The sequence below is a fragment of the Paraburkholderia sediminicola genome, from assembly GCF_046027355.1.
In the GTDB taxonomy this organism is placed as follows: domain Bacteria; phylum Pseudomonadota; class Gammaproteobacteria; order Burkholderiales; family Burkholderiaceae; genus Paraburkholderia; species Paraburkholderia sediminicola_B.
In genome coordinates this window covers 203,328-228,775 of record NZ_JAQQEK010000010.1, presented here as the reverse complement: position 1 = coordinate 228,775, position 25,448 = coordinate 203,328, and the positions used below count along the sequence as shown (strand labels likewise).

General features: G+C 64.5%; 21 protein-coding genes. 14 read left to right on the top strand and 7 right to left on the bottom strand.

The window, feature by feature from the left end:
* Positions 1-78 precede the first annotated feature (78 nt).
* Both tkt and PQR42_RS19405 read left to right on the top strand, forming a co-directional pair.
* A complete protein-coding gene (tkt, locus tag PQR42_RS19410) occupies positions 79-2,142 on the top strand; it encodes a transketolase (RefSeq protein ID WP_408387051.1) in 2,064 nt (687 codons plus the stop codon).
* 18 nt (positions 2,143-2,160) lie between these two features.
* Positions 2,161-3,126 (top strand): D-2-hydroxyacid dehydrogenase, encoded by a 966-nt coding sequence (locus PQR42_RS19405; RefSeq protein WP_408387052.1) that lies wholly within the window; start codon positions 2,161-2,163, stop codon positions 3,124-3,126.
* A gap of 56 nt (positions 3,127-3,182) precedes the next feature.
* On the opposite strand, the gene PQR42_RS19400 is transcribed toward PQR42_RS19405, so the two are convergent.
* On the bottom strand, positions 3,183-3,959 hold the full coding sequence (locus tag PQR42_RS19400; RefSeq protein WP_408218975.1) for an SDR family NAD(P)-dependent oxidoreductase: 777 nt from the start codon (positions 3,957-3,959) through the stop codon (positions 3,183-3,185).
* A gap of 197 nt (positions 3,960-4,156) precedes the next feature.
* On the opposite strand from PQR42_RS19400, the gene PQR42_RS19395 reads away from it, so the two are divergent.
* Entirely contained in the window at positions 4,157-4,744 is a 588-nt protein-coding gene (locus tag PQR42_RS19395; RefSeq protein WP_408387053.1) for a TetR/AcrR family transcriptional regulator, read from the top strand.
* 86 nt (positions 4,745-4,830) lie between these two features.
* On the opposite strand, the gene PQR42_RS19390 is transcribed toward PQR42_RS19395, so the two are convergent.
* Positions 4,831-6,315 carry an esterase-like activity of phytase family protein gene (locus PQR42_RS19390; protein ID WP_408387054.1) on the bottom strand — a complete coding sequence of 495 codons (1,485 nt, stop codon included), beginning with the start codon at positions 6,313-6,315 and terminating at the stop codon, positions 4,831-4,833.
* A 246-nt stretch (positions 6,316-6,561) separates the two neighbouring features.
* The gene (locus PQR42_RS19385) at positions 6,562-7,533 is read right to left on the bottom strand and encodes a LysR substrate-binding domain-containing protein (protein ID WP_408220808.1); all 972 of its coding nucleotides are present in this window, start codon (positions 7,531-7,533) and stop codon (positions 6,562-6,564) included.
* A gap of 101 nt (positions 7,534-7,634) precedes the next feature.
* Here PQR42_RS19385 and PQR42_RS19380 point away from each other — a divergent pair, with 101 nt between their 5' ends.
* The 6 genes from PQR42_RS19380 to PQR42_RS19355 all read left to right on the top strand — a co-directional run bounded on the left by PQR42_RS19380 (position 7,635) and on the right by PQR42_RS19355 (position 13,983).
* Positions 7,635-8,714 (top strand): ABC transporter ATP-binding protein, encoded by a 1,080-nt coding sequence (locus PQR42_RS19380; protein ID WP_408220810.1) that lies wholly within the window; start codon positions 7,635-7,637, stop codon positions 8,712-8,714.
* Between the two features lie 65 nt (positions 8,715-8,779).
* A complete protein-coding gene (locus PQR42_RS19375; RefSeq protein ID WP_408220812.1) occupies positions 8,780-9,493 on the top strand; it encodes an HAD-IA family hydrolase in 714 nt (237 codons plus the stop codon).
* Between the two features lie 4 nt (positions 9,494-9,497).
* On the top strand, positions 9,498-10,835 hold the full coding sequence (locus tag PQR42_RS19370) for an NAD(P)/FAD-dependent oxidoreductase (RefSeq protein WP_408387055.1): 1,338 nt from the start codon (positions 9,498-9,500) through the stop codon (positions 10,833-10,835).
* A complete protein-coding gene (locus tag PQR42_RS19365) occupies positions 10,832-11,740 on the top strand; it encodes an ABC transporter permease (RefSeq protein ID WP_408387056.1) in 909 nt (302 codons plus the stop codon). The genes PQR42_RS19370 and PQR42_RS19365 overlap by 4 nt, the downstream gene beginning before the upstream one ends.
* On the top strand, positions 11,737-12,531 hold the full coding sequence (locus PQR42_RS19360) for an ABC transporter permease (RefSeq protein WP_116147611.1): 795 nt from the start codon (positions 11,737-11,739) through the stop codon (positions 12,529-12,531). Before PQR42_RS19365 ends, PQR42_RS19360 begins: the two co-directional genes overlap by 4 nt.
* Positions 12,532-12,555: 24 nt before the next feature.
* On the top strand, positions 12,556-13,983 hold the full coding sequence (locus PQR42_RS19355) for an aldehyde dehydrogenase family protein (RefSeq protein WP_408387057.1): 1,428 nt from the start codon (positions 12,556-12,558) through the stop codon (positions 13,981-13,983).
* Positions 13,984-14,077: 94 nt separating this feature from the next.
* Here the strand turns inward: PQR42_RS19355 and PQR42_RS19350 are convergent, their stop codons facing one another.
* From PQR42_RS19350 to PQR42_RS19340, 3 genes are all read right to left on the bottom strand, one after another.
* Complete coding sequence (locus tag PQR42_RS19350) at positions 14,078-15,757, bottom strand: GMC family oxidoreductase (protein ID WP_408387058.1); 1,680 nt, start codon at positions 15,755-15,757, stop codon at positions 14,078-14,080.
* A 126-nt stretch (positions 15,758-15,883) separates the two neighbouring features.
* Positions 15,884-16,945, bottom strand: a complete 1,062-nt coding sequence (locus tag PQR42_RS19345; protein ID WP_408220823.1) for an ABC transporter substrate-binding protein — start codon at positions 16,943-16,945, stop codon at positions 15,884-15,886.
* Between the two features lie 219 nt (positions 16,946-17,164).
* Positions 17,165-18,160, bottom strand: coding sequence for an ABC transporter substrate-binding protein (locus PQR42_RS19340; RefSeq protein WP_408387059.1), 996 nt, complete (start codon positions 18,158-18,160; stop codon positions 17,165-17,167).
* Between the two features lie 272 nt (positions 18,161-18,432).
* Here PQR42_RS19340 and PQR42_RS19335 point away from each other — a divergent pair, with 272 nt between their 5' ends.
* The 5 genes from PQR42_RS19335 to PQR42_RS19315 all read left to right on the top strand — a co-directional run bounded on the left by PQR42_RS19335 (position 18,433) and on the right by PQR42_RS19315 (position 23,778).
* Positions 18,433-19,437, top strand: coding sequence for an aliphatic sulfonate ABC transporter substrate-binding protein (locus tag PQR42_RS19335; protein WP_408387060.1), 1,005 nt, complete (start codon positions 18,433-18,435; stop codon positions 19,435-19,437).
* A gap of 146 nt (positions 19,438-19,583) precedes the next feature.
* Entirely contained in the window at positions 19,584-20,231 is a 648-nt protein-coding gene (locus PQR42_RS19330) for a hypothetical protein (RefSeq protein WP_408387061.1), read from the top strand.
* A gap of 321 nt (positions 20,232-20,552) precedes the next feature.
* A complete protein-coding gene (locus PQR42_RS19325) occupies positions 20,553-22,205 on the top strand; it encodes an FAD-dependent oxidoreductase (protein ID WP_408387062.1) in 1,653 nt (550 codons plus the stop codon).
* Positions 22,206-22,400: 195 nt separating this feature from the next.
* Positions 22,401-22,691 carry a hypothetical protein gene (locus PQR42_RS19320; protein ID WP_408220833.1) on the top strand — a complete coding sequence of 97 codons (291 nt, stop codon included), beginning with the start codon at positions 22,401-22,403 and terminating at the stop codon, positions 22,689-22,691.
* Positions 22,692-23,094: 403 nt separating this feature from the next.
* Positions 23,095-23,778: a glutathione S-transferase family protein gene (locus tag PQR42_RS19315; protein WP_408220835.1), complete on the top strand. Its 684-nt coding sequence runs from the start codon at positions 23,095-23,097 to the stop codon at positions 23,776-23,778.
* Between the two features lie 77 nt (positions 23,779-23,855).
* Here PQR42_RS19315 and norR read toward each other — a convergent pair whose 3' ends face one another.
* The gene (norR, locus tag PQR42_RS19310; RefSeq protein WP_408387172.1) at positions 23,856-25,448 is read right to left on the bottom strand and encodes a nitric oxide reductase transcriptional regulator NorR; all 1,593 of its coding nucleotides are present in this window, start codon (positions 25,446-25,448) and stop codon (positions 23,856-23,858) included.

The window sequence follows — 25,448 nt, the reverse complement described above, 5'->3', positions numbered from 1 at the left end:
CCCGCTTCGGGCCCGTCCGTTCGATTTGTCTGTTGCCGCCGCTGCGCGTGATGCAGCGGCGTAGAGGAGCCTTTTGCCATGTCCACCACCGAAGCCCCGTCTGCTGCGCTGAACGCTTCGTCTGTCTCGATCGCTGCGTCGCCGCAGGTTGCGTCGGTATCAGCCGCGCAAGCTGCGCGCTTGCCCCTGGCCGACGCGATCCGCTTTCTTTCCATCGATGCGATTCTGCGTGCCGGCGAAGGCCACCAGGGCGTGCCGCTCGGCATGGCGGAAATTGCCACCGCGCTATTCACCCGTCACCTGAAATTCAATCCCGCCGATCCGACCTGGCCCGACCGCGACCGCTTCGTGCTGTCGAACGGCCACGGTTCGCTGCTGCTGTATGCGCTGCTGTATCTCACCGGCTATCACGCCATCGGACTCGAGCAGATCAAGACCTTCCGCGAACTCGGCTCGCATTGCGCGGGCCATCCCGAGTACGAACCGGCGCACGGTATCGAGGCCACCACCGGCCCGCTCGGCCAGGGCATCGCCAACGCATTCGGCATGGCTATCGCCGAAGCGTATCTCGCGGCGAAATTCGGCGGCGACCTCGTCGACCACTACACGTATGCATTCGTCGGCGACGGTTGTCTGCAGGAAGGCATCGGCCAGGAGATGATTTCGCTGGCCGGGCATCTGCAACTGGGCAAGCTGATCCTCTGCTGGGATGACAACCAGATTACCGACGACGGCAGCACTTCTCTCTCGATCAGCGAGGACGTCTGCGCGCGCTTTCGCGTCGGCGGCTGGCATGTCGTCGAAGTCGACGGGCACGATCTCGAAGCGGTATCGGCGGCGCTGACCATCGCTCGCGCGGACCCGCGGCCTTCGATGATCGCGTGCAAGACCGTGATCGGCCGCGGCATCGCGCGTCTGCAAGGACAGCGCGGCGGCCATAGCGGCAAACTGTTCCAGACTGACGCCGACGCGGCGCGCGACGCACTCGGCTGGCCGCACGCGCCGTTCGAGATACCCGCGGAGATTCTCGCAGCATGGCGCGCGGCAGGGCGGCGTAGCGACCCGCAGTATTACGCATGGCACGAACGTCTCGCCGCGTTGCCCGCCGCGCAGCGGGACGAGTTCGAACGGGTCCAGTCAGGCCACCTGCCGCATGGCTGGCACGACGTGCTGGACGACTACCGCAAGCGCGCCGTGGAGCGCGACGAGCCGCAGCCCGGCATCACCGTATCGGGCGAGATCAGCGATCTGCTCGCGCCGCTGTTGCCGGAACGCATGGTCGGTTGCGCCGATCTCGAAGCGCCCACGAGCCACAAGCGCCAGTTGCACGCCTTCACCGCCGCCGACCGCAGCGGCGCCTACGTCCACTGCGGCGTGCGCGAACACGTGATGGGCTCGATGGCCAACGGCATGGCCGCGCATGGCGGCGTGATCGCGACGAGCGTCACCTATCTGGCGTTCTCCGACTATCAGCGTCCGGCCATGCGCATGGCGGCGCTGATGGGCCTGCCGGTGCACTACGTGTTCAGTCACGATTCGATCGGCGTCGGCAAAAATGGCCCGACGCATCAACCCGTCGAGATTCTCGCCTCGCTGCGCGCGATGCCGAATATGCGCGTGCTGCGTCCCGCCGATGCCGTCGAAGCCGCCGAGTGCTGGGCGCTCGCGCTCGAACATCGGCGCGGGCCGAGCACGCTGGTGTTCGCGCGCCAGGCGCTGCCGTTGGTGCGCCGTGAATATAGCGCCGAGCCGCTCTCGCAGCGCGGCGCTTACGTGCTGGCCGAAGCCGAGGGCGGAGCGCGCGCTGTGACGCTGTTGGCAACCGGTTCCGAAGTCGCGTTGGCCTTGCAGGCGCGCCGCCAGTTGCAGGACGAAGGCATCGCGACGGCCGTGGTGTCCATGCCGTGCTGGGAGATTTTCGACGAACAGGACGACGCCTATCGTGCAGCCGTGCTCGGTTCGGGCACCGTGCGAGTCGGCGTGGAAGCGGCGTTGCGGTTCGGCTGGGATCGCTATCTCGGCGAACGAGGCGGGTTTGTCGGCATGACCGGTTACGGCGCGTCGGCTTCGGCGGAGACTCTGTACGAGCACTTCGGCATCACCGCGCAGCATATCGTCGCTGAAGCGAAGCGGCACCTGTAAATCATCGGGGACATGACCATGCACAAGATCGTTTTTCTGGACCGCACGACCCTCGCACCGCAGATCGTGTTGCGTGAGCCGCGCTTCGAGCATCAGTTGATCGAGCACGACCGCACCACGCCGGATCAATTGATCGAGCGTCTGGCCGGCGCGTCGATTGCGATTACCAACAAGGTGGCGCTGACGGGCGAAGTGCTGGAGCAGTTGCCGCAGCTGAAGCTCGTCGCGGTGGCCGCGACCGGCACGGATTGCGTCGACAAGGCGGCGGCTCAGCGGCTCGGCATTGCGGTGAGCAATATTCGCGGCTACGCGATCAACACCGTGCCCGAGCATACGTTCGCGCTAATCCTCGCGCTGCGGCGCAATCTGGTCGCCTATCGCGACGACGTGCTCGCCGGCGAGTGGCAAAAGTCCGGGCAGTTCTGTTTCTTCACGCATGCGATTCACGATCTGGCCGGCGCGCGGCTCGGCATCATCGGCGAAGGGGTGCTTGGGCAGCGCGTGGCGGAACTCGGCAAAGCCTTCGGCATGCAGCCGATGTTCGCCGCGCACAAGGGACGCGAAGGACTCGGTCCGCTGTATACGCCGTGGGATGAAGTGCTCGCGACCAGCGACATCATCACCGTGCACAGTCCGCTCACGCCGCACACGCGCAACATGCTCGCCATGCCCGAGTTTCGCGCGATGAAGCGCCGGCCGTTGATCATCAATACAGCGCGGGGCGGGCTCGTCGATGAAGCCGCGCTCGTGCAGGCGCTCGACGAAGGTCTGATCAGCGGCGCGGGTTTCGACGTGACCGCGGGCGAGCCGCCCGCCGACGACAATCCGCTGTTGCGCGCCGCCGGCCGGCCGAATGTGATTCTGACGCCGCACGTGGCGTGGGCATCGGACGAGGCGCAGCAGAGTTTGGCGAATCAGTTGATGGATAACATCGAGAACTTCGTCGATGGTGCGCCGAACAATCTGGTGAGTGGGGCGTATTGAGGTCAATAGCCGCGCCGACTCATCCTTCGGCGCGGCTACCTACGTCTAACCTGGCCTTAACCCTGGCGGAAAATCGGCGCGCCCCACGGTGCTCCGATCGTGCCGCCGTCCACGACGATCTCCGCGCCCGTCATTCCCGACGCATCGCTGGAAGCCAGGAACAGCACCGCAGCCGCGACTTCTTCCGGAGCGGCGAGGCGCGCCATCGGAACACGCGGCGCGAGGGCCTGTTCGGTGCCGTCGAGCGTCGCGCCTTCGCGCGCGCCACGCGTCCAGATCGGCGTGCGCGTGCCGCCGGGGATCACCGTATTCACGCGAATGCCACGCTGCACCAGCTCCGACGCGAAGACCTTCGCCATGCCCGTGATGCCCGCCTTGGTGGCCGAATACGCCGACGAACCAGGCGAGCCGAGTTCACGCATCACCGAACCGTTCAACACGACCGCGCCACCCTCGCTCATCAACGGCAATGCGGCTTGCACGGTCAGAAAGACCGCCGTCAGATTCGTGCGAAGAATCGCCTCGAACGCCGCGGCCGTCGTGCCGCCGAGCGGCGTCGGACCGGAGATGCCGGCGTTGGCGAACACGATATCGAGCGACCCGAATTTGCTCTTGATCTGTTCGAACAACGAGTCGATATCCGCTTCGTTATCCAGATTGGCACGCACGCCCAGCGCGTTTTCGCCGAGCTCGGACACGGCCTGATCCAGCTTCGCACTGTCGCGGCCGGTGATCACCACTTGCGCGCCTTCGGCAATCAGCAGCTTCGCCGTGACGAAACCAATGCCGCTATTTCCACCGGTAACCAACGCTGTTTTTCCCGTGAATCGCATCATCTCTCTCCTGGATTGCGCCGCCAACGCGCCGGAAATCACGGCCGCGCGACGCATGTAACGGTTAAGCGGCCAAAAAGCGCCGCCGCGTACGGACATCCGCCAAAGACGCCCTCATCCAACAATCTGCATGTTGATCATCATGCACATTTTCAGTATTATGCTCATCATGCAGATTGTCAAGAGGGGTGACGGAAATGGGCTACTCGCAGGCGCAAAAAGCAGAAAGCCGTCAGCGCGTGCTGGAAACTGCGGCGCGGCAGATTCGCGAAGACGGGATCGAGGCGCTCGGCGTGGCGGACTGCATGCGGCGCGCCGGTCTCACGCATGGCGCGTTCTACGGCCACTTTGAGTCGCGTGACGCGTTGATCGTCGAGGCGCTGGAATATGCCGTCGCGCAAAGCGAGAAACGTATCGCCGCTTCAATCGCGGCGGCGAACGCGAACGGGTCGGCGAAGAAAGAACCGTTGCGGGCGATCGCCGACATGTTTCTCAGCGAGAAACACATCAAGAATCCGGGCAACGGCTGCGCGTTGTGCGCGCTTGCCGGTGAGGCGCGGCACGCGGCACCGGAAGTTCGCGATCGTCTGACGCAATACGTGCACAAGCTGGCATCGCGAATCGCGCAGACGTTGGCGGGTGGTAGCGAAAACCTGGCGCTCGGGATCGTCGCGACCATCGTCGGCGCGGTGACGCTTGCGCGTGCCGTCGACGATCCGGAACTCGCCCGATCGATTCTCGCCGGCTCGCTCGATCTGATCGTGGCGCAAGGCGCTGACGCTTAGCTTAATGTAGCGGCGCCGGCATAGGCCAGCGCCGCCCTTCTGTTGCTTCAATGCGCGTCGGGAGATACGAGGCGCGCGTCAGCGGCTCAATGATCGTCGTCGCGATCGGGACCGCACATACGGTCCGACTCGCCGTGGTCACGGCGGTGATCGCCATGATGATCGTCATCCACGCTAGGCAATTTCTGCGCAACGTAATCCGGCAAGTCGCTCGGGTCCCACGCGAAGGCGAAAAACTGATTCGGGTTCGCGATGCCGGCCGGATGCTTGGTGTCGGTGATCGTGCCCAGGAAGTCGTTGTCGTTGGCGACGAACAGCGTGTGCTTCTTCACACCGCCGACCACGACATCGGGACCGAAAGCCAGACCCTCCAGCTTCGCCGGAATATCGTTCGCGTTGTAGCCGTGCGCGGTGAGCGTGGCGACCACATCCAGAAACAGCGTCTTCTGCACCGCGTACGGCGCGAGGCCGGCCTCGCCGCTCGCGTTGCTCACGTCCTGAGCCCCGTTCAGGTCGATATGGAACACCTTCTTGAACACGGCCGTCGAGTTATCGCCGAGCCCCTGGCCGTCCCGCTCGTCCATCAGCAATTCGTGATCGTTGACGGCGACCACGTCGCTGATGGTCGGATATTTGGGCTTGGCCGCCGTGCCGATGTTCGTCAGCGGATACGCGAACTGGGTCGTCCTGCCGGTGCGCACGTCGATCCTGACGATACGGGTGTACGCGCCGTTCGTCCCGCCATCCTGGATCAGCGGGCTTTGCATCGCGCCGAACAGCGTCTTGCCGTCCGGCGAGATCGCGAGGCCTTCCATGCCCTTGTTGGCGACCCGGCCCGAGGTGTTCTCCGCTATTTCGTCGTTGCCGATCGGGCTCAGCGTGGCAACCGCAAATGCGTCCGGCAGCTTGTACGTGTCGATGCGGCGGCCGGTGCGGCGATCGAAACGATAAACGTAAGGGCCGTACTCGTCCGAGATGAAGACGCTGTCGCCGTCGTTGCTCACGCGCACGCTTTCGGGATCGAAGCGCGCGTCGCGGTCGTTAGTCGACAGGCGCGCCGGATCGAAGTTGTCCGAGCGGCCGGTGAAGTAGTTGGTGTGATTGCGGCGGTTGAGCGCCGGCGCGCCGTTGGGCACGCCCGCGGCAGCGCCTGTGCCGTAGACCAGCCTGTCGTTCGCGTGGAGCAGCGTCGTGGCGAGCAGGGTCGGCGTCATCGTGTACGGAAGCGAGGCGCCGGCCGCGCCGGGATTCAGGCGCAGGCGCAAGGTCTGAAAACGGTTGATGTACGAGGCGGTGTCGTCGATCGCCGCGTTGTACGACACGGCATTCGGGCCGCGGTCCGGCACGGCGACGAACGTGTGGCATCCCGCGTAAGCGATGCCCGAACCGAGGCCGCCGAGCAGATTGCCCGCCACACCGTTCTCCAGCGGCGCCGCGGTTTCCTTCGATAGATCGCCCGTCAGGCCGCTCAGTTGGCCAACCGCAATAAGATCGACGCCAGCGTGCGCGCCCGTTGCGACGAAAAGCGACGAAGCGATCGCCGTCAGAGCAAAGATTCTTGAACGAGACACGGTGTCTCCTTGATTGGAATGCTTGTTTGTCGACGGATCGGGCGCGCGGCGTTGTACATGGGCGCTTTGTCCGCGTGGATGTGCGAAAGACGTGAGGGCGGGCCGGCCTGCGGCCCGTCGGCCGATTGAAGGCCGTCGGTAATACTGCGTGAGGTTCGTGACCGAATAATGACGTCGAGAACTAGCCTTGAAGCGACGGCGGCAGTATTGCACTGCGCCAGAAAGGTCGATGAATGCCCGAGAGCCCTACCCGATCGCCAATCCCGCGTCGGCCAGCGAGCGGCGCAGCCCGAGCTTCGGATACGCGCGATCGACCGCGCGCACGTCGGCGCGCGTTTCCTCGATGATCCAGTCGCGCACGTCGGCCGCGGCCGGCCGCAGCGCGCGGCTCTCCGGCCACACCAGACAGCAGCGCCGGTTCGTGACGATCAGTTCCTGTTCGGCCGGCTGAAGCGCGCCCTCCAGCAGCCAGTGCGACACCACGTTCAGCCAGCCGAGCGCGACGCCCTGGCCGAGCAACGCGGCCTGCACGACGATCGCGTAGTCGTTGAAGCTCAGCATGCTCGCGGCGTGCCGCCCGTGTGCGGCGAACGCTTCAAAGCGGTCATGCCAGCCGCGCTCGCCGTCGTCCATGACGATCACCGTGTCGCCATGCGCGCGCCCCGCCTCCGTGGCCGCGATCTCGTCATAGCGCCGGTTGCACACCGGCAGCAGCGTCTCCGGCATGACCAGCACGCTGTTCTCGCCGATCTCGTCCTCGCGCCGAAAGCGCATGCCGAGATCCACATCGACGAGCGGCCCGCCAATGCGCCCCGAGATCAGTTGAAACCGTAAGTCGACGTTCGGGAACGCCTGATTCAGCCGGTTCATGCGCGGCATCAGCCAGTGCGTGGTGAAGGCCGTGGACACCGACAGCGTGACCGACTCCACGCCCGTGGCGCGCGCCTCGATCTCGCGGATCGCGCCTTCAATGCCATTGAAGCCCTCGGAAATCTTCCGGTAAAGAATCTTGCCGTTCTCGGTCAGCTCGATACCGCCGCGCACGCGCTCGAACAGGCGCACGCCGAGATGGTCTTCCATGCGCGCCAGCATGCGGCTCACCGCGGGCTGGCTCACATATAACTCCTGCGCCGCGCGCGTGAAGTTGCCGCAGCGCGCGGCAGCTTCGAACACGAACAGCGCATTGGCGCTCGGCAGTTTTTTGCGAAGGTTAGGCATGACCTGATGTTATGCCTTCTCCAACAATTTGGGAATTGCCGCCAAAAAGGACGCGGCCTATATTTTCCCTAACGCAGGCTTCTTCAGCGAGACAGAACGCAATGGACGCACGAGCGAAAACAGGTGTTTCGATCCGATCGGCAGCGAAACGTTATGGCCAGGTGGTGGCCCTCGACGACGTTTCACTCGACATCGCCCCCGGCGAATTCGTCTCGCTGCTCGGCCCCTCGGGTTCGGGCAAGACCACCTTGCTCGGCATTCTCGGCGGCTTCGTGCAGCCGAGTTCGGGCGCGGTCTGGGTCGGCGAACGCGACATTACATTTGCGCCGCCGCACAAACGCGACATCGGCATCGTGTTTCAGAACTACGCGCTGTTTCCGCATATGAGCGTCGGCGAGAACGTCGCTTTTCCGTTGCGCGCGCGCCGTCAGCCGAAAGGGACGTGGGCGAAGAAAGTCGCCGACGCGCTCGCGATGGTCGAACTCTCCGGCTACGAAAGCCGCGGCATCAGCCAGCTTTCCGGCGGCCAGCGGCAGCGCGTGGCGCTCGCCCGCGCGATGGTGTTCGAGCCGCAACTGATCCTGATGGACGAGCCGCTCTCCGCGCTCGACAAGCAGTTGCGCGAAACCATGCAGATCGAACTGCGGCGGCTGCATCGCAAGCTCGGCGCGACGATCGTCTATGTGACGCACGACCAGCGCGAGGCGCTCACCATGAGCGACCGCGTGGCCGTGCTGAAGAACGGCCGGCTGGTGCAGATCGACACGCCTGAACGGCTCTACGACCGGCCGTGCGATGCGTTCGTGGCGAGCTTCATCGGCGAGGCGACGCTGCTCGACGTGACGCGCGCCGGCGACGACGCCGTGCGTCTTGGCGATACCGTACTGCGCACCGCGCATCCGCTGCCGCACGGCAACAAACTGCTGCTCGCGGTGCAGACCGAAAAACTCGTGATCGACGGCGGCGGCGAACGCAATGACGGCGTGAACCGTCTGTCGTGCCGCGTCACCGAGGTGCTGTATCAGGGCGAGAGCCTGCGCGTGTTCGCCGCGCTCGCCGACGGCACCGCCATCAGTCTCAGACAACCCGGCGGCCACGACGCGCGCCGCCGCATTCCCGAGCCTGGCGCACAGATGAGCGTGACGCTCGACCCGCAGGACACGATCGTCGTGCCCGCCTGATTTTCTCCGCCCACGCGTGGGGCACTCTCTCTCCGATTCACCGCACACTGCAAAAGGATGATTTCATGAAGCTCACCGATTTCAAGGTCCTGACGTTCGACGTCGTCGGCACACTCATCGACTTCGAGCGCGGCGTGCTCGCTTCCGTACGGCGCATTGGCGGCCCGGCAGCGAAGGACCTGACCGACGACCAGATCTTCGAGCCGTATATGCGCGGCCGCGCCACCTATCCGGGCCGTTCGAGCCACGAAATGGCGAACGTCTATCTCTCGCTCGCGAAAGAACTCGGTCTGCCTGACGACGCGCAATCGGCCGCCGCCTTCCAGCGCGATGTGCTCGAATGGCCGGCGTTCGCGGATTCGGTCGCCGCGCTCAAGCGTCTGCGCAAACACTTCCGCCTGGTCGCGATGACCAACGCGGACCGCGTGGCACTCTCGGCCTACGCGCACACGCTCGGCGACCCGTTCGACGACACCGTCTGCTGCGACGAAACCGGCGTCGCCAAGCCCGACCCGCAATTCTTCGCGTACAACCGCGGCCGTCAAGCGGCGTTCGGCTACAAGTTCAGCGAAATCCTGCATACCGCGCAAAGCCAGTATCACGACATCGGCATCGCCACGAAGCTCGGCTACGCGACCTGCTGGATCGAACGCCGTCAGAATGTGAAGGGCTTCGGCGCCACGCCCGTTCCGGAAGCCGTGACCACGCCGACCTTCAAGTTCGCGACGCTCGGCGCGCTCGCGGACGCCGTCGAAGCCGAAGCGCGCCTCGCCGCCTGAGCCGATGCTCGCGCCGATGACACTACACACGCCCGCGCCTGATTCGCTCTGGCGGGCGCTCCTTGCCGCATCGCCAGGCGCCGGCGCGGCGGTCAGCACCGGCGTGCCGCTCGCGCGCGATCTCGAAGTCGAGGTCGCCGTGATCGGCGCGGGCTACTCGGGTCTCGCCGCCGCGTATGCGCTGCAAAAGCGCGGCGTCGACTGCGTCGTGCTCGATGCGAATCCGGTCGGCTGGGGCGCGAGCGGGCGCAATGGCGGCGTGGTGTCGTCGAAGTTCAGACTGTCGTTTCCCACCATCGACAAGCTGCACGGCCTCGATACCGCGAAGCGCATGCATCGACTCGCGCATGAAGGCGTGCGGGTCGTGGAGACGCTGGTCGACGAGTTCCAGTTGGCACGCGCCCGCTTCGAACATACCGGCAGCCTGCGCTGCGCTCACACGGAGGCTGCGTTCGCCGCGATTCGCGCCGAAGCCGACTGGGTTCGCTCGCATCTCGGCGATACCTCGATGACCGTGCAATCGCGCGCCGCCATCGAGCACGAGACGGGTTCGAAGGGCTTTGTCGGCGGCGTGCTGAGCGCCGACGCCGGCACCATTCTGCCGCTCGAATACGTGCGCGGCCTCGCGCGCGGCCTCACGCTGCGAGGCGTGCCGATCTACGAATCTACACCGGTGCGGCAGATGCAACGTGCGCCCGGCGAGACGCGCGTGACGCTGCGCACGCCCGGCGGCACGGTGCGCGCGAAGCAGGTCATCGTCGCGACCAATGCGTATTCGGATCTCACGGCGGCGACCTCGGCGTATCAACGCGAACTCGTGCCGTTTCGCAGCGCGATGATCGCCACCGAGCGCCTTCCCGCCGAGCTCGACGCGCGCCTGATGGTCGAGCGCCGCAGCTACACCGAAACGCGCCGCATGATGAAGTGGTTCCGCAAAGTGGACGGCCGCATGCTGTTCGGCGGACGCGACGCGTTCGGCAAGGAAGGCCAAACAACCGGCTTCGACGCGCTGCAACGTGCGATGGTCGCGCTCTTTCCCGATCTCGCGGACGTGCGTGTGGAATATCGCTGGTCCGGTTATGTGGGCATGACGTTCAATTCGCTGCCGCATGTCGGACGCAGCGACGACGCCACGACCTTCTGTCTGGGGTATAACGGAGCAGGCGTCGCGATGGCGAGCCTGCTCGGCCAGCATGCCGCCGCGCTCGCGCTCGGCGAAACGCCCGAGCTCTCGCTGCTCGGCGCGCCCGGCCTGCGGCCCGTGCCCTTTCATTCGCTGCGCGCGCCGGGTGTGAGACTCGTCGCGGCGTGGTATCAGTTTCTCGACGCCGTAGGTGCATGATGACAACCGCCAAACGGATGCTCCAGGGAACCACCTTGATGCAGGCCACCGAGTCCGATCCCGCCGCGCGCTACCAGCGCCGCGAGGATCGCACGATGCTTCTCCTGATGACGCCGGCGCTCCTCGTGATCGTCGTGCTGCTGGTCGTGCCGCTCGCTTGGCTGTCGTGGCAGTCCATCTATCACGACGGCTTCACGCTCGAAAACTACCGGCGTATGTTCACCGGCGCTTACGTCGAAACGTTTCTGCTGACGTTCAAGCTGAGCATCATCGTGACCGTCATCACGCTGCTGCTCGGCTATCCCGTGGCCTACTTCGCCGCCTCGTTGCCGCCGAAGCTAAGCGCGCTCGTGCTCGGCATGGTGATTCTGCCGTTCTGGACCAGCGTACTCGTGCGCACCTATGCGTGGCTCGTGCTGTTGCAGCGCACGGGGCTGGTCAACAAGGCGCTGATCGCCTCGGGACTCGTCGACCGGCCGGTGCAGCTCGCGTACAACCAGTTCGGCACGGTGATCGCGATGGTGCATATCCTGCTGCCGTTCATGGTGCTGCCGCTCTATTCGGCGATGCAGAAAATCCCCGCGAATCTCTCGCAAGCCGGCGCGAGCCTGGGTGGCTCGCCGCTGCATGTGTTCCGGCGTGTGTTCCTGCCGTTGTCGATGAGCGGCGTGTTCGCGGGCGTGACGCTCGTGTTCGTGCTGTGCCTCGGCTTCTACATCACGCCTGAACTGATGGGCGGCGGCAAGTCGATCATGGTGTCGATGGTGGTGAGCCGCAACGTCGAGATCTACAACAGTTGGGGCGCGGCGAGCGCCGTGAGCGTCGTGCTGCTGATCTGCGTGTTCGCGATTTTCTATGCCGCGAGCCGCGTGGTGCCACTCGAAAAGACCCTGGGCGCGAAATGAACAAACTCCCGTTCGGACGGATCGTCCTCGGCGCGAGCGTCGTGCTGATTCTGCTGTTCCTGATGGTGCCGGTGCTGATCGTGGTGCCGCTGTCGTTCTCCGACACGCGCTTCATGACCTTCCCGCCGCCCGCCTACTCGCTGCGCTGGTATCACTCGTTCTTCGACAACCCCGCATGGATCGACGCCGCGCGCACCACGCTGAGCGCTTCGATCTGCGCCGCGCTGATCGCCACGCCGCTCGGCGTGGCCGCCGCGTACGCGATCCAGAACGGCACACACTGGATCATGCGCTATCTGCGCACGCTGCTGATGCTGCCGTTGATGGTGCCGATCATCATCGTCGCGGTGGGCGTGTTCTTCGTGTACTCTCAGGCCGGCTACGTGAATACGCTCGGCGGCCTGATTCTCGCCGATACGATGCTCGGGTTGCCGTATGTGCTGATCTCGGTCGGCGCCGATCTGCGCACCTTCGACCGCACGCAGGAAATGGTCGCGCGCAGTCTCGGCATGAATCGTTTTCGCAGCTTCATGACGGTGACGCTGCCGCAGATCAAGGCCAGCGTGATTTCCGGCGCGGTGTTCGTGTTCATTCAGGCGCTCGACGAAACGGTGGTCGCGCTCTTCGTGTCGGGCGGTTCGAACCAGACGCTGACCCGCCGCATGTTCGTGACGCTGCGCGACGAGATCGATCCGACCATTGCCGCGATCAGCACGATGCTCACCGCGCTGACGCTGTGCCTCGTGATGATCGTCGTGGTGAGTCGTCGCTCCAACGCCGCGCGCGCCTAACTTCTCTCTGAAAATAGCCATTAAATGACCAATGCACTGAAGTTCTATATCGATGGCGCGTGGGTCGAGCCGTCCACCAACGCGCGCCGCGCCGTGGTCGATCCCTGCACCGAGGAAGCCTTCGCCGAAGTCGCGATGGGCACACCCGCCGATGCCGATCGCGCGGTAGCCGCCGCGAAACGCGCATTCGTGTCGTTCTCGCAGACTACGCCGGCCGAGCGCCTCGCATTGATCCGCCGCATTCTCGAGGTGTTTCTCGAACGTCACGACGAGATGGGCGACACCATCTCGCGCGAACTCGGCGCGCCGCGCGCGATGGCGCACGCGTGGCAGGCCGGGATCGGACGGCGGCATCTCGAAGAATTGATCCGCACGTGCGAAACGTTCGCGTGGCAGCGCAGAAAGGGCACGACGCTCGTCAATCACGAACCGGTCGGCGTGGTCGCGCTGATCACGCCGTGGAACTGGCCGATCAATCAGATCGTCTGCAAGGCCGCGCCGGCCATCGCTGCCGGTTGCACGATGGTGCTCAAGCCCAGCGAAGTCACGCCCCTCAATGCCTTGCTGTTCGCGGAGATACTCGACGCGGCGGGCGTGCCGCCGGGCGTCTTCAATCTCGTCAACGGCGACGGGCCGACTGTCGGCGCGGCGCTCGCGGCGCATCCCGATGTCGATATGGTGTCGTTCACCGGTTCGACACGCGCGGGCGTCGAGATTGCGAAGCTCGCGGCGCCGACTGTGAAGCGCGTGCATCAGGAACTGGGCGGCAAGTCCGCGAACATTCTGCTGGATGACGTCGATTTCGAAGCGGCCGTCACGGCCGGCGTCAACTCGTGCTTCAACAACAGCGGACAGTCGTGCAATGCGCCGACACGCATGCTCGTGCCCGCGGCGCGCCATGACGAAGCGGTGGCGATCGCGCGGCGCGCGGCGCAAGCGCAGCGCGTCGGCCCCGCCGATCACGAGCGCACGACCATGGGTCCGGTTGTCAGCAGCGTGCAGTTCGAGCGTGTGGAGCGGCTCATTGCGGCCGGTATCGACGAAGGCGCGCAAGTCGTGGCCGGTGGCCTCGGGCGTCCGCCGGGTCTGGAACGCGGCTATTACGTGCAACCGACTGTCTTCGCGGATGTGCGCCCTTCCATGACGATCGCGCGCGAAGAGATTTTCGGCCCGGTGCTCGCAATCATGCCGTACCGCGATGAGGAAGAAGCGATCGCGATTGCGAATGACAGCCCGTTCGGTCTCGCCGCCTATGTTCAATCCGCCGATCTGGAACGCGCTCGGCGCGTGGCGTTCAGGCTGCGTGCGGGCAGCGTGTATCTGAACTATCCGTCGTGGGATGCGGGCTCGCCGTTCGGCGGATACAAGCAGTCGGGCAACGGACGCGAATACGCTGAATGGGGGCTTGACGCGTTTCTCGAAGTGAAGGGTATTGTGGGGTTTGGCGAGTGAGCGTACTTGGCCCTTCTTGGGCTTAGTCGGAACCCTCATCGCTTGACACATGCGCCGGGCCATCGCGTTGCAATGCGGCGGCCCGGCATCGCATTCACGCACGGCCGCGCAACATATCCGCAATCCGTTCCGCGATCATGATGGTCGGCACATTCGTGTTCGCGCACGGTATCGACGGCATCAGCGACGCATCGCACACGTAAAGTCCGCTGACGCCATAGACCGCGCCGCGCGCGTCGCAGACGGCGAGCGGATCGTCGGCGGCGCCCATGCGGCAGGTTCCCGATGGATGCCAGGTGCCGCCTACCGAGCGCGTCACGAAACGCGTCAGCGCGTGATCATCGGTGAGCAATTCGTCGAGCGTCACGCCTTGCGTGACCACACGCCGCACCAGCCACGCGCGCAACGGTCCAGCAATGTCCAACAGCGTGCTCAGCACGCCGCGTTGCAATGCATTCCACGTCCCCGGAACGGCCACACTCGCGACGCGCGGCGAATAGCTCGAAGGCAGCAGCGTGGCGCAGTGCTGCGCCATCATCGGATCGGCCAGCGTGTGGGCGCCGAAGCGCAGCGCGAGCTTGAGCCGTTCGAGATCGCGCGCGTCGGACAGCATGTTGAAGTCGACGGTGGGTTCGTCGTGCGGATCAGCCGAAGCGAGACTCACGCGGCCGCGCGAGTACGACTTGTTCACCCAGAAGAAGATCGTGCCGAGCCGGTGGCCAACCGAATGCCAGCCCGAGCGCGACAGGATCGCGCCGTGCATGTCGCCGGGCACTGCCCCGCTCACGCCCGACGAGAAGCGCACGATCGCCTGCTCGTGATGCTCGTCCGGATATAACGTGCGGGCGGCGCGTGGCAGAAACGCCGAGACGGCAATCGACGGATGCTCCATCAGATTGCCGCCGACCCCGCCTCGATCCGCCACCACCTCGATACCGAGCGCGGCGAGTTCGGCCGCCGGGCCGATGCCGCTTCGCATCAGCAGCGCCGGGCTGTGAATCGCGCCTGAGCAAATGATCACCTGCGTGGCACGCAACGCTTCGCTCGCGCCGTCCTCGCCGATGGTCCGCGCGCCAATGGCGAGCTTGCCGTCGAATAGCACGCGCTCGACGAGCGTTCGCGTGCGGATCGTGAGATTCGGGCGAGCGCGCACGGTGTCGTCGAGATAGCAGACCGAAGTCGGGATGCGCTCGCCTGCTTCGCTCACCGCGATCGAGCCTATAAACGTGCCGTCCTGCCACTCGCCGTTCTGGTCGTCACGCCGTGTATGGCCGCGTGCGTCGAGCGTGGCGAGCACCGCGCGCACGAATGGCGAAATGCGCGCCCACGGCGCGCGCTGGATGCGAATCGGCCCGCTCTTACCATGCAGCGCGCCGCCGAAGTCGCAATCGGTTTCGAGCTTGCGGAAGTACGGCAGACAGGCGCTCCAGTTCCAACCCTGCGCGCCGAGCGCGTGCCATTCGTCGTAGTCGGCCGGCGCGCCGCGATTCGCCATCAGCGCATTGATCGCCGAGCCGCCGCCGAGCAGGCGCGCCTGTTCGTATCGGCGCGTCGCGGCTGAGGCGCTCATGCGTGCCTTCAGGCGCTGCCAGATGTTCGCGGTGTCGAGATAGGCGCGGCCCGGATAGCGGCTGCGCACCGCCGCCGGCATATCCGTTCGCGAGATATTGCGGCCGGCCTCGACGAGGCAGACGGTCTTGCCGGCGTCTTCCGACAGGCGAGCGGCCAACACGCAACCGGCCGAGCCGCCGCCGAGAATCAGATAGTCGATCACGTTCGATGAATGCGCAGACGATGAGCCGTGCGGGACGCGCGAGAAGCGCTGGGCGCTGCGCGCGGGTTTCGGCGTCCGTGGCGTCCAACGGACCCGAATCCCGCGCGCAAGAAGATGCGGTTGCGCCTACTGCATGAACTTGAGCCAGCGCGCCTTCGCCTGGACGCCGGCGTCCGACGCCCACCATTCCTCCGACATCAACGCCTGCTTCGATGCATTTTCCGGCGAACTCGGCAGCTCACTCGCGCGCTTCGCGTCGATCTTGCCCGTCTTGAATGCCGCCGGATTGCCCGGACCGTAGTCGATATACAGCGGCAGGTTGGCCTGCAATTCAGGCGAGACCGCCGCGTTGACGAACTTGATCGCCTCGGGCAGATTCGGCGCGTTCTTCAGCACGCAAAGCTGCGTGTTCTGCAGAATGCCGTCGTTGAATGTGAAGTCGACATCGGGATTGTCCTTGCGCACCGCGCTCGCGCGGCCGTTCCAGATCATCGTCATGTCGACTTCGCCGTCATGCAGCAATTGCGCCGACTGGCCGCCCGAGGTCCACCACACGGTTACGTCCGGCTTGATCTGCTGCAGCTTTTTAAACGCGCGATCGACGTCGAGCGGATAGAGCTTGTCGCGCGGCACGCCGTCGGCGAGCAACGCGGCTTCGAGCACGGTCTGCGGGTCGTTGCGCAGCGCACGCGTACCGGGGAACGCCTTCACGTTCCAGAAATCGGCCCAGCTCTGCGGCACCTTCTTCAGCGTCTTCTTGTTGTAGCCGATCACCGTCGAATAGAACTCGTAGGCGACCGAGTACGGCGTGCGGTATTTCTCCGGCATGGCCGCCGCATTCGGAATCTTCGAGAAGTCGAGCTTCTCCAGCAGGCCTTCCTTGCCGCCGCGCAGGCAGTTGGACGTCGGCGTGTCGACCACGTCCCAGATCGGCTTGCCGGTCGCGGCCTGGGCTTTGATCTGCGGCCACGCGTCCGGAATGCTATCCTGGTTCACGGTGATATTGAGCTGCTTCGCGGCCGGGTCGAGGATCGCCTTGGTCTGCGCTTCCTGATAAGTCCCGCCTTGCGAAACGAAGGTAATCTTGCCGGCCGCGGCAAACGCGGGCGTCAAACACGCCGGCGCGAGATTCGCGACGCCGAGGATCAGAACAGCGGCAAGCGGGCGCAACATGGGCTTCTTGATCACGACGGGGTCCTCGAGACGGTTGAGCGAACATATCGTCGATGTCATGCATCGTTGAGCCCAATATAGTGAGTCTATTTATCCGCGACAACGCCCGAATTGTTTGAGTGCCCATGACGTCACGTTATGACCCGGCAAAACCCCAATATGCCGTGAAATCGCCGGGTGCGTAAGTGTGCGGCACGCGCCTCCGGCTTATGCCAGGTTATCGGCCCACGCGTGTCACGCGTTCGCAACGTGAGTGTCGGAAATCGCGCGCACGTCGATGCGCCGCGGCAGAATCGCGTCGCGATTGGCGCTGTCGGCAACCTTCTGCAGCGCGCTGATATCCGCCTCGTTGACGAAGTGCTGTTTCAGCGACGCGCGATGCGTGATGCGCTTCGCGGCATCGAGCGGCGAACGCGTCAGCGTCGCGTAGATTTGCGCGTAGGCGTCGGGATTTGCAAGTGCCCAATCGCCCGCGCGCCGGAATCGCAACAGCACATCGGCAATCGCCGCGCGCTTACGCGGTTCCGCCAAGGCCGCGCCCGAGGCCGTGATGAAACCAAGCCCGCTATTAATGCCGGTGCCGTCGCGCAAAATGCGCGCGCCGCGTTGCACGGCGATGCCGTAGTACGGATCGAACGTGGCCCACACGTCGATCGAGCCGGACGCGAACGCCGCAAACGCATCGACGGGCAGAATGAAACGGACGTTGACGTCGTCTTTCGAGAGACCGGCTTCGGCCAATGCGCCATAAAGCTGGAACTGCGAAATACTGCCGCGCGCCGAAGAAACGAACACCGTGCGCCCTTTCAGGTCCGCGACCGTGCGAATCTTCGAATCCTGCGCGACCAGAATGCCGAGTTGTTCGCCGGAACCGACGCGCGTCGCGACGATCTTCAGCGTCGGGTCGCCGACGGCTGCGGCAAGCACGGGCAAATCGCCGGCCGGCGCGAGATCGACGGCGCCCGCGCGCTGCGCTTCGAAGAGCGGCGCAGCGCCCTGGAAATTGGCCCAACGAAATGCGTACGGCGCGCCGTCGAGCACCTTGGCCGCTTCGGCCAAAGCACGCGTGCCACCCGCCTGATCGCCGAGCACAAGTGTGACCGACGCCAGTTCGGCTGCGTGGACGTCGAGCGAATTGAATGCGCCGGATGCGGCGAATGCCGGCACTGCGCTCAAGAGTTTGAGTGCGCGCCGCCGTGCGGAAAACGAAGTAGAAATGGAACCGGCCATATGCCCTCTCTGATGATATGCCCGTAAGCGTAGCGACGAAGACGGCACCTGAGAATTATTCTCTTTCGATATGTTTATATCGAATCAATATTTAACTTTTGCATTTAATGGCGCAAGCGAATTGCCTCGTTCGCTCTGTGTTTTCGATGCACGCCTGCGCTTATGCGCTGACGTTCGATCTTTAGCTGAAACCATCGGTTCGCGCCGCGCAGGGTCGTTGCTAGCATGGTCGATTGGCCTTTCTTTCAGACTCGACTCTAGGACTATGAATCATGGCGCTGCTCAACAGACGGGCTTTTATTCGCGTCGCGCTGGCTTCCTCGCTGACTACGCTCGCGACGCGCAGCTACGCGCAAACATCGGCCACGAACGGCGAACCCATCGCGCTGCGGATCGGCTATCAGAAGTCGTCGACGTTGATCACGCTGCTCAAGGCGCGCGGATCGCTCGACAAGGCCCTCGCGCCGCTGGGCGTGCGCGTGTCGTGGAATGAGTTTTCAAGCGGCCTGCCCTTGACCGAAGCGCTCAATGTCGAAGCCGTCGATTTCAGCGCGGACGTCGCGGACACCGTACCGATCTTCGCGCAAGCCGCGCACGCGCGCTTCGTCTATGTCGCGCAGGAAGCGCCGTCGCCGGGCGCCCAGGCGATCATCGTCAAACAGGACAGTGCGCTCCATACGCTCGCCGATCTCAAGGGCAAGCGCATTGCCGTGACCAAGGCCGCCGGCAGCCACTATTTGCTGCTTGCGGCGCTCATCAAGGCAGGCCTCACGCCCGCCGATGTGCGAATCAGCTACCTCACACCAGCCGACGGCCGCGCGGCCTTCGAGCGCGGCAGCATCGATGCGTGGATCACGTGGGATCCGTACGTGGCTTCCGTCGATCGCGACGCCGACGTGCGCATTCTCGCGGACGGCAAGGGACTAGCGTCGTATCAGCGCTACTATCTCGCGTCGAATCGCTTCGCGGCGGCGCACCCCGAGGTCATCCAGATCGTGTTCGATCAATTGACGCAAGCGGGCGTTTGGCTGCGCGCGCATCCTCAGGAAGCGGCCCAGACTCTCGCGCCGATCTGGGGACTCGACGCCGCCACGATCGAACGTGCGAATGCGCGCCGCAGTTATCTGGTGCGACCCGTTATTGCGCAGAATTTCGGCGAGCAGCAAAAGATCGCGGATACGTTCTTTCAGGCCGGATTGTTGCCCGCCAAAGTCGAGACCGCGCAGGCGCAGCGTTGGGATTTCGGAACTAAACGCGGAGAGCCGGCGGGTACTTGATGGACTAGCTAACGAGGGATGTCAAAACGGTGTCAAAACGCGTGGAGAAAACCGAATAAATCGCATTGCAAAACGCCGCCCAAAATGTTTTTTGGCGGTCGATTATGATGATTCGATCACCTCACTCGAACGACTCGGTGTTGGATATGACGAATACAGGCAAGGCGTTGATAATCGCGCTGGTTCTGGTGGACGTGGGATTCATCTCTTACCAGCTTCTCCCCAAGGGCAACCGCTCCGAGGTGGCGCCGGAGGCGGTCACGACCAACTCGGTCACGACGGCGGCGGTCGATCCGCGCGTGGATGGTACGCATGTGACCGCAGGCAACGTGGTTTCCACTTCGCCGTCCGCGAACAACACGGGCGAAACCGCGGGCGCACCGCTGCCGTCTAAATCGGGCCCCGTTGCCAATCACGCGCAGACGGAAGCGCGGCCACAAGGACAGCGACATAAACAGCCGGGCCGCGCGCCCGCATCGGCGGAGACGAACGAGTCTGTCGCTGCGAAGGCAAGCACCGCGCAGCCGATCGGCCGCGCGCGCGACGATCTCACCCGACACGGCTCGAATGCCGTCGCGGCGGCCATGACGGAACAGCTCGTCAGGGAATCGTCCAAACCCGATCCGTCGTTGCCGATGCCGCCGGCGCAGGCCGCGCAGACGCAGGCCGCGCCGACCAGCCAGGACCATCGCGGCTCGAACCCCGTCGCCGCCGCGATGACGCAGGAACTGGTGAGGGAATCCGCACGGGTGAATGCCGCCTCGCAAGGACCGGCACGGAGTGGTACGCAGTAGGATTGCAGTCCGAACTAATTGGATGGCCGCTGGACCTCGAGCAGCAGGCGATCTCATCAACTACGCGACAGAATGGATGTCGCGTGCCTCTCAAACTCCGCAACTCGCTGCCGTCGAACACATTGCCGACGAGTCTGAATGTCATGTCGCTTGCGCGCGTCGACGGAAATCCGGCGACACATGTCCGCCATGAAGTTGGCAGGCGAACGTCCTATACTGGTTCGGACTGCCTGCTGTCGCGCGCATAGCGGCGGTATGCGTTGCGATCAGCAACGATCCCCCGCAGACCGACCCTCCGCCCCTGCCTGTTTGGACACAGCCATGCTGACCATCGACGACATTCGGGCAGTACCGCTCTTTGCAACACTCTCCGATGACGAACTCGACCATCTCGCGCACACGTCCGCGGACCTTCATCTGTGCGCAGGCGAGTTCGCGGTTCATGAAGGCGGCGAGCGCGCACTGTATGTCGTTCTCGCCGGCAAAATGGAAGTCATCAAGACGTTCGACGGTATCGAGCGCACGCTAGGCTGGCGTCTGCCCGGCACGATCTTCGGCGAAGTGCCGCTTGCGCTGAGTTCGCCGTTTCCTGGCGCATATCGCGCGGCGGAACCGTCGCGTGTGATGCGCGTGGACGCTCAGCGTTATTACGTGCTGGCCGCCGCATCGCCGGATGTGGCGCTCAAGATGGGCGCACTCGCTCGCGAACGCATCGGCGGGTTGCAAGGGCTTTCCGCTGAACCGCCCAAGGCGCGCGTGACCATGGTCGGCAGCCGCTGGGACGACGCCTGTACGGCGCTGCGGCATTTCCTCGCCCGCAACCAGATCAGCTACGACTGGATGACGCCGGACGCGCCCGAACTGCCCAAGCGTTGGCCCGGAACCTGTCCGACAGAGGAGGAGTGTCCGTCGCTGCGACTGGTCGACGGCACGGTGCTGAACCGGCCCAAGGCGCGCGAGCTTGCCGGACTGCTGGGTCTGCAAACGCAGCCTCACCTCGCTGAATACGACACGATGATCATCGGCGGCGGGCCGGCCGGTCTCGCCGCGGCGGTGTACGGTGCATCGGAGGGTTTGCGCACCATCGTGCTGGAGCGTGAAGCGCCCGGCGGCCAGGCCGGCACATCCTCGCGTATCGAAAACTACCTCGGCTTTCCCAACGGTGTCTCCGGAGACGAACTCGCAAGCCGCGCGCTGCAGCAGGCAAGGCGGCTCGGCGCGGAGATTCTGGTGACACGGTCGGTCGGCCGAATCGATGTGCAGGCGCGCAGCGTTCACCTCGACGGCGGCGACATCATCCGGACGCGAACGATCATTCTTGCGACGGGCGTCACGTGGCGGCGTCTTTCGATCGAAGGCTTCGACCGGTTTATCGGTAAGGGTATTTACTACGGCGCGTCGCGCAGCGAAGCGAACGCGACGCACGGACTCGACGTATATCTGATCGGCGGCGGCAATTCGGCTGGCCAGGCCGCGTTGTACTTTGCCAATCATGCGCGCATGGTGACGCTCGTTCTGCGCGGCGATTCGCTCGAGAAGAGCATGTCGCGCTACCTGATCGAGCAACTGCGCGGCAAGTCGAACGTCGCTGTGCAACTGCGATCGGAAGTCGTGGGTGCGTACGGCGACACTCATCTGACGGCGATCGACGTGCGCGACGCGTCAAGCGAGGAAGTGCGGCGGCACGATTGCGGCGCATTGTTCGTGTTCATTGGCGCCGACGCGGAGACTGCGTGGTTACCCGAGGAAATCGCACGCGATGCGCGCGGCTACGTGCTCACCGGCGACGACGTCGTCAAGGCCGGACGCTGGTCTCATGACCGGGATCCCTACCTGCTCGAATCGAGCGTGCCCGGCGTGTTTGCCTGCGGCGACGTACGGCTGAGTCCGGTCAAACGCGTTGCTTCCGCGGTCGGTGAGGGCAGCATGGCAATCGCGTTCGCCCACAAATATCTGCAGCAAGACGCCCGATAGCGCTGGATCGCGCGGTAGGGCTTCTGCCCGCTTGCAAAACCGCGCCGGCAGCGCCGCCACACGCCTATTCTTCAGCGGAATACTTCGATTTCCCAATCACCAAGGATTGACTAAAAAACAGGCTTCTGTTCGCCCGATTGAAACCCGACCCGCCGGCGCACACTGATATCGTGCCAATTGCGCAAGGAGCCCGCGATGTCCACCCGCCACGATAAAGATAACGAGTTCGAAATCAACCTGCCGGCTGCTTCGACGACAGAATGGACCAGCCCGGTGCCGGGCGCCGACGCCGACACGATGCGCGGGTTGCACCTCGCGTCGGAGAGCGTGCTGTGCCTCGCGACGCAGACTTACGACGCCGCCGCGCGTGGCGACGCGGCAGGCGCGGAAGCGGCGCGCGCGTCGCTCGAACAGCAACTGGCGCTGGCCACGCGCCTAATCGACGAACTTCTGTTTGACGGCGATAGCCCGCATACGACACACTGACCGGCCCGCAGGCCGAACAGCACTAATCGCAGTCTCTACATCTGAAAACCGAAATGAGCGCTCTGACGGTAATCCTCTGCATTTGGGCCATGGTGGCCTTCTGCGCAATCCTCTTCATTCGCGGCGCCACCTCGCGCGTGGAGCGTCCGACCAAGGCACCGCAAAAGCGCCCGTCGCGCTTTTCGATCGCGGAGTAACGGCAAGCAGGCGATCCTGATTCGTTCGTGACAACACGTGCGAATCCTTCGAACGTTCTCATCGGAATAGTCGTACGGCAAAAGCGGCCCGGCAGCCCATCATCACCACAGGTCGCAACGACCGGGCAGCCACCGCGGCATGAATCAGGGCGGCGCTGTGCCGCCCGGTCGTCATCTGCCCTACCCCCTATTCCATGGAGATCGTCATGCTGAAGTTTTACTTCCACCCCTCGCCGAACCCGATGAAAGTCGCGTTGATGCTCGAAGAACTGCAGACCCCGTTCGAACTGATCGCGGTCGACACGTTCAAGGGCGAGCAACATCGCCCGGAGTTTCTCCGCATCAATCCGAATGCAAAAGTCCCCGCGATTACCGACGACGGCGTGACCGTGTTCGACTCGCACGCCATCCTGCTGCATCTCGCGGCGAAACATGAACGGTTCCTGCCGGCACCGGCTGGCGAACGCGCACAGGCCTTGTCGTGGCTGATGTTCGTTGCGACCGGACTGTCGCCCTTCTCGGGCCAGGCAGTGCACTTTCTGCACCACGCGCCGACGCCGCTGCCCTATGCGCGCAATCGCTATCTGAAGGAAGTGGAGCGCCACTATCGCGTGCTGGACGAGCGCCTCGCGACATCGAAGTATCTGGGCGGCGATGCTTATTCGATCGCGGATATTGCGCTATGGGGCTGGGCTAGCTTCGCCGGCTACATTCTCGGCGAAGCGGGACTGAGTGCGTATCCGAACGTGAAGCGCGTCGTGGACGAAATCTCCGCGCGTCCGGCTGCGGCGCGGGCACAGGCGTTGAAGGACAAGCTGACGCTGAAAGCCGAGTTCGACGAAGAGACACGCCGCGCGCTATTTCCGCAGAACGAAAACCTGACCGCTTAAATAAGCGCCTGCTGGTTAGGCATGCCGCGCAACGCGCCGCCATGTTGCAGCGGTTGCGCGGCTCTTTGCGTTGCCGGTCATTTGAGGCCAAGCCGTTTGGCCAGCCGGTTCAGATTCGCCCGATCAAGACCGAGCTCACGCGCGACGGCCGCCCAATTCTGGTTGTGGCGAGCCAATGCGTCGAGAACGGTGGTTCGCTCGAACTCGGTCACCGCGCTGCGAAAGTCTTTCGATCCGGTTTCAGTTGTCTCGGCTGGCGTCTGGCTTTTGTCTTCAGCCGGTGCGGCTGATAGCGCAAAGTCGGCAGCCGTCAACGTCAGGATCCGCCGGCGCTCGCGATTCGCAGCCAGTGCCTTGAGCGCGCTTCGGCCGATCAGGTGTTCGAGTTCACGCACGTTCCCCGGCCACGGATAGCGCAGCAGCGTGGCTTGCGCATCCGCTGAAAGCCGCAGGCTCAGCAAGCCGAGCCGCGAGCGGTTCTCTTCGAGGAAAAACCCCGCCAGCAGCAACACATCGCGGCCGCGTTCGCGCAACGGCGGCACGCGCAACGGATAGACGCTGAGCCGGTGATATAAGTCCGCGCGGAACCGCCCCGTGCGCACCTCTTCAGCGAGATCGCGATTCGTTGCGGCGATCAGCCGCACGTCGACCTTGTGTTCGTGGTCCGAGCCAATGCGCTGCAACTGGCCGTTCTGCAAAACCCGCAAAAGCTTGGCCTGCACGAGCAGCGGCAGCTCGCCGACTTCATCGAGAAAAATCGTGCCGCCATCGGCCAGTTCGAATTTGCCGCGCCGATCCGAAGACGCGCCGGAGAATGCGCCCCGCACATGGCCGAACAGTTCGCTCTCGACGAGCGTGTCCGGCAGCGCGGCGCAGTTCAGACTGATCAACGGCTTATTCGCCCGCGACGAGAGCGCGTGAATCGCATTGGCCACGAGTTCCTTGCCGACGCCGGTCTCGCCGGTGATCAGCACGGTCAAGTCGCTGCCGGCAACGATCTCGATCTCCTTCATCAGATGCGTGTGCGCGTCGCTGCTGCCGACCATCTCGCGCCGGCTCTGGCTGCTCGCCTGCCGGTAAGCCTCCGCGCGGCGCCGCTCCTCCTCGCTGCTGCGCGCGAGCGTATCGATTCGCTCAACGACGCTCACCGTGGCGGCGGCCAAGCTCAGAAACGCGCGCAGCGACGCCATGTCGATGCTGTCGAAGCGTGCCGGGTCGAGCGCATCGAGCGTGAGCAAACCCCACGGCCGGCCGCGTACGAACAACGGACAGCCGAGGCAGTCGTGGACTTCGAGATGCCCGGCCACGCCTTGCACGAGGCCGTCGTAGGGATCCGGGAGGTCGGAGTCGGCGGCGAAGCGGGTCGGCTCCGGCCGCGACAGAAGCTGCTCGAAGCGCGGGTGGTCGCCGACACGAAAACGCCGCCCAAGCGTATCGCTGCTCAATCCGTCGATAGCGAGCGGCACCAGCGTATCGCCCTCCAGACGCAATAAAGCGGCTGCGTCGCCGGGAAACAGCGCGCGCAGGCTGCTGAGCAGACGGCGGTAGCGTTCGCGGTCGGACAGGTCGCGCGAGAGATCGAGGATCAGCGGCGTCAGGACGTCGAGGAGCGCCTCTGCAGTCAGATTGACTCCATCAGGAGTCTTTTCGACTAAGGTCGAATTGACCAT

Excerpts from the sequence above, each read along its gene's own strand:
- PQR42_RS19330 (WP_408387061.1), top strand. The coding sequence starts at position 19,584 with ATGACGAATACAGGCAAGGCGTTGATAATCGCGCTGGTTCTGGTGGAC.
- PQR42_RS19370 (WP_408387055.1), top strand. The coding sequence starts at position 9,498 with ATGCTCGCGCCGATGACACTACACACGCCCGCGCCTGATTCGCTCTGG.
- PQR42_RS19320 (WP_408220833.1), top strand. The coding sequence starts at position 22,401 with ATGTCCACCCGCCACGATAAAGATAACGAGTTCGAAATCAACCTGCCG.
- PQR42_RS19380 (WP_408220810.1), top strand. The coding sequence starts at position 7,635 with ATGGACGCACGAGCGAAAACAGGTGTTTCGATCCGATCGGCAGCGAAA.
- PQR42_RS19360 (WP_116147611.1), top strand. The coding sequence starts at position 11,737 with ATGAACAAACTCCCGTTCGGACGGATCGTCCTCGGCGCGAGCGTCGTG.
- PQR42_RS19405 (WP_408387052.1), top strand. The coding sequence starts at position 2,161 with ATGCACAAGATCGTTTTTCTGGACCGCACGACCCTCGCACCGCAGATC.
- PQR42_RS19375 (WP_408220812.1), top strand. The coding sequence starts at position 8,780 with ATGAAGCTCACCGATTTCAAGGTCCTGACGTTCGACGTCGTCGGCACA.
- PQR42_RS19385 (WP_408220808.1), bottom strand. The coding sequence starts at position 7,533 with ATGCCTAACCTTCGCAAAAAACTGCCGAGCGCCAATGCGCTGTTCGTG.
- PQR42_RS19340 (WP_408387059.1), bottom strand. The coding sequence starts at position 18,160 with ATGGCCGGTTCCATTTCTACTTCGTTTTCCGCACGGCGGCGCGCACTC.
- PQR42_RS19395 (WP_408387053.1), top strand. The coding sequence starts at position 4,157 with ATGGGCTACTCGCAGGCGCAAAAAGCAGAAAGCCGTCAGCGCGTGCTG.
- PQR42_RS19355 (WP_408387057.1), top strand. The coding sequence starts at position 12,556 with ATGACCAATGCACTGAAGTTCTATATCGATGGCGCGTGGGTCGAGCCG.
- norR (WP_408387172.1), bottom strand. The coding sequence starts at position 25,448 with ATGGTCAATTCGACCTTAGTCGAAAAGACTCCTGATGGAGTCAATCTG.
- PQR42_RS19400 (WP_408218975.1), bottom strand. The coding sequence starts at position 3,959 with ATGCGATTCACGGGAAAAACAGCGTTGGTTACCGGTGGAAATAGCGGC.
- PQR42_RS19335 (WP_408387060.1), top strand. The coding sequence starts at position 18,433 with ATGGCGCTGCTCAACAGACGGGCTTTTATTCGCGTCGCGCTGGCTTCC.
- PQR42_RS19325 (WP_408387062.1), top strand. The coding sequence starts at position 20,553 with ATGCTGACCATCGACGACATTCGGGCAGTACCGCTCTTTGCAACACTC.
- tkt (WP_408387051.1), top strand. The coding sequence starts at position 79 with ATGTCCACCACCGAAGCCCCGTCTGCTGCGCTGAACGCTTCGTCTGTC.
- PQR42_RS19365 (WP_408387056.1), top strand. The coding sequence starts at position 10,832 with ATGATGACAACCGCCAAACGGATGCTCCAGGGAACCACCTTGATGCAG.
- PQR42_RS19315 (WP_408220835.1), top strand. The coding sequence starts at position 23,095 with ATGCTGAAGTTTTACTTCCACCCCTCGCCGAACCCGATGAAAGTCGCG.